This is a genomic window from Microbacterium sp. SCPM-O-B-15248 (M128), from assembly GCF_058214835.1.
This window is the reverse complement of the sequence record NZ_JBYQLI010000004.1, coordinates 321,164-329,128: the sequence shown is the minus strand read 5'-3', so window position 1 is coordinate 329,128 and position 7,965 is coordinate 321,164. Positions and strand designations below refer to the sequence as shown.

Here is a 7,965-nt window from a genome sequence, read left to right as displayed (position 1 = left end):
ACCACAGCACGCTCCACCTCAGCCCCCGTCATGGCATCCTGCAACTTCTCGGATACGGCAGGGGGCGCCCACCGCTCACAGAACAGACCGAGCTTAGATCGGCCCGCCGTGGCTTGTCTGAGCGAGAGCCTTGAGCAAATACTCGCCGTACCCGCTCTTGACAAGCGGCTCCGCGCGCTCGCGCAACTCGTCGTCCGAGAGGAACCCCATACGCCAGGCGACCTCCTCGGGGCACCCGATCGACAGGCCCTGGCGCTTCTCGACCGTGCGGATGAACTCCGTCGCCTCGCTGAGCGAGTCGAAAGTCCCGGTGTCGAGCCACGCCGTTCCGCGCGGCAGAAGCTCGACCTTCAAGGCACCACGTTCGAGGTAGCGGCTGTTGATGTCGGTGATCTCGAGCTCTCCGCGCGGCGAGGGGGTGAGCGAGCGGGCGATCTCGATGACGTCGTTGTCGTAGAAGTACAGCCCTGGAACGGCGTAGTTGCTCTTCGGGTGGGCCGGCTTCTCTTCCAGCGAGACCACGTGCCCGGCGTTGTCGAACTCCACGACGCCGTAGGCCGTCGGGTCGGCCACCCAATAGCCGAAGACCACGCCTCCGGTCAGGTCGGTGTACTGGCGCAGGCGCGTCCCCATGCCCTGCCCATAGAAGATGTTGTCGCCCAGCACGAGCGCGACCGAGTCAGACCCGATGTGCTCCTCGCCGAGGAGGAACGCCTGCGCGAGTCCGTCCGGTGAGGGCTGGACCTTGTACGTCAGCGAGATACCGAAACGCGATCCGTCGCCGAGCAGCCGCTGGAACTGCTCGGAATCCTGTGGCGTGGTGATGATGAGGATGTCGCGGATGCCGGCGAGGATCAGGGTCGACAGGGGGTAGTAGATCATCGGCTTGTCGTAGACCGGGACGAGCTGCTTCGAGACGCCGAGCGTGATGGGGTGCAGTCGTGACCCGGTTCCGCCCGCGAGAATGATCCCACGCATTCCTCGATTGTCGCCGACGCGCGCGATCCCCGCCAATCCGTCGACTCGCTCAGGGCCGTCGAGTACGCCGGGCTAGTCTGGCCCCATGCGTCTGCTTGTGACCGGCGGTGCCGGGTTCATCGGTTCCAATTTCGTCCACCATGTCGTGAGCCACACGGATCACACGGTGACGGTGTTGGACAAGCTGACCTACGCCGGCAACCGGGCGTCGCTGGCGGGGTTGCCGGAGGACCGCGTGCGACTGGTCGTGGGCGACATCGCCGACGCCGCCGTGGTGGATCCGCTCGTGGCCGAGGCGGACGCGGTCGTGCATTACGCAGCGGAGTCGCACAACGACAACTCTCTGCACGACCCGCGGCCGTTCCTGGACACGAACATCATCGGTACGTACACGCTGTTGGAGGCCGCCCGCCGGCACGATGTGCGGTTCCACCACATCTCCACCGACGAGGTCTACGGCGACCTCGAACTGGACGACCCGTCCCGTTTCACCGAGTCCACCCCGTACAACCCCTCCTCGCCCTACTCCTCCACCAAGGCCGGATCCGACCTTCTCGTGCGGGCGTGGGTGCGCTCGTTCGGCGTGCGCGCCACGATCAGCAACTGCTCCAACAACTACGGCCCGTACCAGCACGTGGAGAAGTTCATCCCCCGGCAGATCACCAACGTCATTCGCGGTATTCGCCCGAAGCTGTACGGCACCGGTGAGAACGTGCGCGACTGGATCCATGCCGACGACCACTCCTCCGCGGTCCTGACCATCCTCGACAAGGGGCAGATCGGGCAGACCTACCTCATCGGCGCCGACGGCGAGAAGGACAACAAGACTGTCGTGGAGTCGATCCTGCAGAGCATGGGTCAGCCCGCCGATGCATATGACCTCGTCACCGACCGGCCCGGGCACGACCTGCGCTACGCCATCGACTCCACCAAGCTGCGCACCGAACTCGGGTGGACCCCCACGTACGGCGACTTCGAGTCCGGTCTGGCCGCGACCATCGACTGGTACCGCGACAACGAGGCCTGGTGGGCTCCGGCGAAGGACGGCGTCGAAGCGTTCTACGCCAGCAAGGGACAGTGACCGGCATGGCCACCGACTTCGGTAAGAACCTCACCGTCACGACCACCCCGATCCCCGGGCTGATCGTCCTCGACCTCCCCGTGCACGGCGACACCCGCGGCTGGTTCAAAGAGAACTGGCAACGCGCGAAGATGACCGCCGCCGGGATCGACCTGCCCGACTTCGGTCCCGTGCAGAACAACATCTCCTTCAACGACGCCGTCGGCACCACCCGCGGCATCCACGCCGAACCATGGGACAAGTACGTCTCCGTCGCCACCGGCCGCATCTTCGGCGCCTGGGTCGACCTCCGCCAAGGCGACACCTTCGGCGCCGTGTACACCACCGAGCTCGACCCCTCGAAAGCGATCTTCGTCCCCCGCGGCGTCGGCAACTCCTACCAGACCCTCGAACCCGACACCGCCTACACCTACCTCGTCAACGACCACTGGTCCCCCGACGCCACCTACACCTTCCTCAACCTCGCCGACGAGACCGCCGCGATCGACTGGCCCATCCCCCTGGACACCGTCGAGATCAGCGAGAAGGACAAGAACCACCCCCGCCTCACCGACGTCATCCCGATGCCGCCGAAGAAGATCCTCGTCACCGGCGCCAACGGACAGCTCGGCCGCGCCCTCCGCAACGAATACGGGGAACACCCGTGGATCGAGTACGCCACGCGCGACACCCTCGACCTGACCTCCCCCGACCTTCCCACCGCCCGCCGCTGGCGCGACTACGGCACCATCATCAACGCCGCCGCCTACACCAAAGTCGATGCCGCAGAAACCTCCGAGGGCCGCGCCGAGGCCTGGGCCGCGAACGTCACCGCCGTCGCCGCCCTCGCCCGCATCGCCACCACCAACGGGATCACCCTCGTCCACATCTCCAGCGACTACGTCTTCGACGGCACGAAGGACGGCGCGTACACGACGAGCGACCCACTCGCCCCCCTCGGCGTCTACGGGCAGACCAAAGCCGCCGGCGATGCGATCGTCTCCATCGTTCCGCGCCACTACATCCTGCGTACGAGCTGGGTCATCGGCGATGGCAACAATTTCGTCCGCACCATGGCCTCCCTCGCCGAGCGCGGCATCGACCCGCGCGTCGTGAACGACCAAACCGGGCGTCTCACTTTCACCGACGACATCGCCGCCACCGTTCGCGCGCTGCTGGAGTCGGAGGCACCCTCCGGCGTCTACAACGTCACCTCGGACGGAGAACCGCAGTCCTGGTACGACATCGCCCGCGAGGTCTTCCGCCTCACCGGGCACGACCCCGACCGCGTCACCGGAGTCAGCACCGCGGAGTACTTCACCGGGACGACCGGCCCGGTCGCCCCACGTCCCCGCAACAGCGTGCTGGACCTGGATGACGTCGGGGGGCGGATCCGCACCCTCGATGGCCGGGAGCGGTTGGCAGAGTACCTCGGCCGCTGACGCGGGCCAGACTCACTTCACGACTTCGTAGATCCGGAAGCTCGACGGGCCTTCTTGCACGGTGTCGCTCAACACCACGCAGGGCGAGTCGATCGCGACTTCGCTCAGCACCCACGTCACGTGCTCGCGCGCGAACGGCGCGCACGCATCGAAGGTCATCTGCACCTGGTCGGGGTAAGGATTGCGAGGAGCAGGGTCGCCCTCTCCCAGCACCCAGGACACCATGCCGAGCCGGTTCCATTCCTCCTCCGCAGCACCGGTGGGGTCGATCTCGGACCACATCTCCCGCGACGGCGCCCCCTGGAAGCCGTTCAGCGCGGTGACACCCGATTCCAGGAGCATCATCGTCGGAAGCGACGTCGAGGTGATTCCGACCCAGGTACCCGGATCTTGAGCGTCCCTCTCCTGCACGGTGCGGACAGTTGCCGTCTCCCTCAGGTCCAGCACACCGCGATACAGCGGATTGACGCCCAGCGAGGAGACGACCGAGACGATGAGGAACATCGCCGCTCCGATTCCGGCCCATCCTCGGGCGAAAGCCCCCACCGAGAGAACGCAGAGGAGGGCCAGCACTGCCCCCAGCAGCAACGCCGATCGCGACATGTCCGCGACGTAGGCCTGCAGCCCCATCTCACGGCCGATTCGCCAGAGGACGAACACGAACGACAGCGCCACGAGCGCCATCGCGGAGAGCGGCACCCACCAGGGCGCCCGGCGCCCGCTCGCGGAGCGCATGTCGTCGAGCAGCCGCGCGGTCAGCGGAACGAGCACGAAGCTGAGCACCCCGAAACCGATCCGTATCCGCCCGTAGGTCGTTCGGTCCAGGAAGAAGAGGTGAGCGATCGGATCCCAGCCCGGGATTACCAGGAATGCCACCATCACCACGCCGGATACCAACAACGCGACCGCGGTGCCGTCGACGCGGCGATCGGTCCGCCAGAGGGCGACGAGCACCCAGACGATCGCGACGACGAGGAACAGTCCGGGGAGGAAGAACGTCGACGCCTCGGGCGCGTTCATTGCGAACGGCGCGCCCGTGGTGCGCCCGAGATCGAACGAGAGAAAGCCTGCGAAAAGCTGGGCCAGCTCGGACGTCCCGGCGTGGCCCACCTCTTGCAATCGTTCACCGGGGTAGACCGTCGATGTGAAGCCCTCGATGGTGGACCACCGCGTGAGAAGCCAGACGACCATCACCACCGCAGCGACGAGTCCCGCCGCGAGAAGCGGAACGATGCGCGTCACCCGCTCACGCAGCCGAGACCCGTCGCGGCGGGTGAGCACGAGTCCGATCACGAACGCCGCAGCGACGAGCACGACCGGCACGATGAACGGTGCGTACACCCCGACGGCCATCGCCGCCGTGGTCCAGGCCGTGAGGCCCGCCAGTATCCACGCTCCTCGTCGTCTTCTCGACTTCAGGCACCACACGGCGGTGGCCATCACGAGGAACGCCCACGCGGCAGGATAGAGCGTCGTCGACAGATACCACCATTGGAAGAACGGCGAGAAGAAGAACCCCACGGCGAGCGCCGCAGCAGCGAGCGGCCGCCGCGGCATCAACACCGCAGCCAACAGGTAGCCCGCAGCGATGACGGCGAATCCGGGCAGCCACCATTTCATCGCCATCGCCTGGTCGAGCGGGAGGACGAAGAAGCCCAGGAGGTGCGGGCGAAGCGCGGTGGACCAGTCGGTCGTGGGGAGATCGTTCTGGACGGTGGCATCCATCCCGCCCGGGAACGTCTCGTTCCGGGGCGGCAGCCCCTGCTCCACCTGCGAGATGACCCAGGACGTTTGCACGAACCACTCGTCGCTGCGGATGGGCGCGGGCTCTCCGGCTATCAGTGCCGGATCCTCCGTCTCGCTGATGAGTCCGTGGACGACGCCGGTCGACGAACCCGTCAGGCCCAGGGCGACGAAGAGGACGAGAACGGCCGCGAGGAATCCCAGGGGGATGCCGACGACTTTGGCATTGGGGAGCCCGTCCGTGCGCGGCTCGACGAAACGGCCGTAGGCGGCGAACACGGGCCGCCAGGGGCGAACGGGCTTCGAGGTACTCACGTGGTCGAACTCACTTCCGAGGCTGCAGACCCTCTAGTCTCATCCAGCACCCGCTACTGGCGCCAGTCGAGGAAAGCCGGGTGCCCGGGGACCGGCTCAGCGGATCTGGCCCATCACGTTCCATCCGATCCCAGCGAGTGACCGACCGAGCCATCCGCCGCGACCATCGCCCCGGTAGAGATAGAGATCACCCTTCGTGTCGGTTCCGAACACGTCGGGTCCGGCGGCGCCGTCGAAGTCACCGGCACCGAAGACGGTCCCGAAGACGTTCCACCCCTCCCCGATCACCCGGATCGAGCCCCAATTGCCGCGACCATCCACCCCGAACAGCCAGAGGCTGCCGTCCGTGCGCCGCCCCAGCAGATCGCTCACGCCGTCACCGTCGATGTCGCCGGCCGCCGAGAGCGAGTCGATCACCTGCCATCCGACACCGACTTTGACGCCTTGGCCGGTCAGCCAGCCCCCCATGCCGTCGCCACGATAGAGCCACAGGTCGCCCGCGGCGTCACGCGCAACCACATCGACCCGACGGTCACCGTCGAAATCGATCCCACCGGTGATCAGCCCGAATCCGTTCCAACCGGATCCGATGACGGTCGGCCCCGCGAACGTGCCGTCGCCGCGCCCCTTCCACAGTTCGAACTGACCGTCCGAGGTGACACGTCCCAGGTCGGGCCGACCATCGCCGGTGAAGTCCCCGAGGGGAACGAGAGTCGCACTCCCCCACTTCGCGTTCGACTCGATCGGGCCCTGCCACCCTCCGCCGCCGTTGCCGGGGTAGACCGTGAGCACGCCCTTCTTGGTCACCGCGGCGACATCGGCGCGTCCGTCACCGGTGAGATCGCCGACTCCGCCGGGGAACGCCTTCCTCCACCCGGGCGACGCCCCTTCCGCCGTGACGGTCTGCATCACGCTCCAGCCGCTGCCCACCGGCGACGACGACCTGCTGAAACGACCAGAATTATCACCGGCGAACGACCACAGCAGTCCGTTGCGATCGACCGCGAGCAGATCGGCGACGCCGTCGCCCGTGAAGTCACCGGGCATCGTGATGGACGTCATCGACCCCCACCCTCCGCCGAGATGGGTGCGGCCATTCTGCCAGCCGCCCGTACCGTCGCCTCGGTAGAGCCACAGGTCACCGCTGGCGTCACGACCGAGGAGATCCTGTTTTCCGTCCCCGGTGACGTCGGCGCCGCCGACGACCGCGGTGAACCCCGTCCACCCGCTGCCGACGACTCGCGAAGCCGCGAAGGTGCCGTATCCCGTTCCCTTCCAGAACAGCAGCAGACCGGCCTTCGTCGTGGTGTAGACGTCGGGGATGCCGTCGCCGTCGGCGTCGCTCGCGGCCGTGATGAACGTGGCATCCGACCAGTCGACGTCGATGCGCTTGCGCGCGAGATCGCCGGAGCGCTCTTCGAGCGGACGCAGCCAGACCTTCATGTCACGGTCGACGACGATCATGTCGCGTCGCTGATCGCCGTCGAAGTCGCCGACGGCAAGCACACGATCCGTCGACGCGATGCCGCCAGCGGTGCGAACACGGTCACCCCAGGTCGCGTTCTTGAACGGGTAGGACAAGACCTGGCCCGTTCCGTCGATCGCCACGATGGACGGGTCAACGCCGTAGCGCGGAACCGTGGGCTGGACCCGCGTCGACCCGAACCAGTCCGTGAAGGTCCGCCAGAAGTTGCGGTTGCCGTAGGCCGAGCAGCCGTCGCCCTCGCCGTAGAGGTTGCGCAGTGCCGCCGCGTTGGGGACGTACGGCGTGTAGATGTACAGGGCCGCCGTCGCCGCGTTCTCGATGAAGACGCGCTGGGTGCCGCAGCTCGTGGTCGGGTTGTAGAGGATGTTGTTCCATCGACCGGCCTGGTACCCCCACCAGGTGGGGTTCATCCGGTAGACCTCGAACTGCCGGGCGCCGTAGTAGACCTGGTAGAAGAACCCCTGGGTCGCCGGGTCGCACGGCGCCGTGTCCGGGCAGCCCTGACCGGTGGCCGCCGAATAGTTCCAGTCGGACGGGGCCGTGGAGGTGATCAGGCCCTGCTCCTTCTGCAGAAGGACGAGCAGCGCTTTCTGGCTGACCCCGCACGACCGGGCGACCTTGTCGATGATGGTGGAGGCGCTCTCGTTGGGTGCGCCGCTGTAGCCGTTGCAGTACTTGTCGGCGGGTCGGTCGTCGGTGTTCTGGCGGAAGTCCTTGACGCAGGTGTACCCGCGTTGGCACTGGCGCACCTGCTTCTCCATGAACGCCTGGATCTCCGGCGAGCCCATCGCCGTGCCGTCGAAGAACACCGCGTCGTCGATGATGTTCCCGGCGTTCCAGTCGGCCGCGTTCGCGGCGGACGCGGATGCCACGGGGGCCACGGTCGCGGGGAGCGCGACGGGGACGGCTACCAGAAATGCCACCGCGCACACCCAGGCCGC

Annotated in this window: 5 protein-coding genes; 2 read left to right on the top strand and 3 right to left on the bottom strand. The window is 67.2% G+C overall.

The window, feature by feature from the left end; translation table 11 throughout:
• Positions 1-93: 93 nt before the first annotated feature.
• Positions 94-978 (bottom strand): glucose-1-phosphate thymidylyltransferase RfbA, encoded by an 885-nt coding sequence (gene rfbA / locus AC3E6M_RS09845; RefSeq protein ID WP_138175599.1) that lies wholly within the window; start codon positions 976-978, stop codon positions 94-96.
• A gap of 85 nt (positions 979-1,063) precedes the next feature.
• On the opposite strand from rfbA, the gene rfbB reads away from it, so the two are divergent.
• Positions 1,064-2,059, top strand: coding sequence for a dTDP-glucose 4,6-dehydratase (gene rfbB / locus AC3E6M_RS09840; RefSeq protein WP_490529760.1), 996 nt, complete (start codon positions 1,064-1,066; stop codon positions 2,057-2,059).
• Positions 2,060-2,064: 5 nt separating this feature from the next.
• Positions 2,065-3,480: a sugar nucleotide-binding protein gene (locus AC3E6M_RS09835; RefSeq protein WP_490529759.1), complete on the top strand. Its 1,416-nt coding sequence runs from the start codon at positions 2,065-2,067 to the stop codon at positions 3,478-3,480.
• A 12-nt stretch (positions 3,481-3,492) separates the two neighbouring features.
• On the opposite strand, the gene AC3E6M_RS09830 is transcribed toward AC3E6M_RS09835, so the two are convergent.
• Positions 3,493-5,538 (bottom strand): DUF7657 domain-containing protein, encoded by a 2,046-nt coding sequence (locus tag AC3E6M_RS09830; RefSeq protein ID WP_138175605.1) that lies wholly within the window; start codon positions 5,536-5,538, stop codon positions 3,493-3,495.
• A gap of 96 nt (positions 5,539-5,634) precedes the next feature.
• Positions 5,635-7,947, bottom strand: coding sequence for an FG-GAP-like repeat-containing protein (locus tag AC3E6M_RS09825; RefSeq protein ID WP_490529758.1), 2,313 nt, complete (start codon positions 7,945-7,947; stop codon positions 5,635-5,637).
• Between the last annotated feature and the right edge of the window lie 18 nt (positions 7,948-7,965).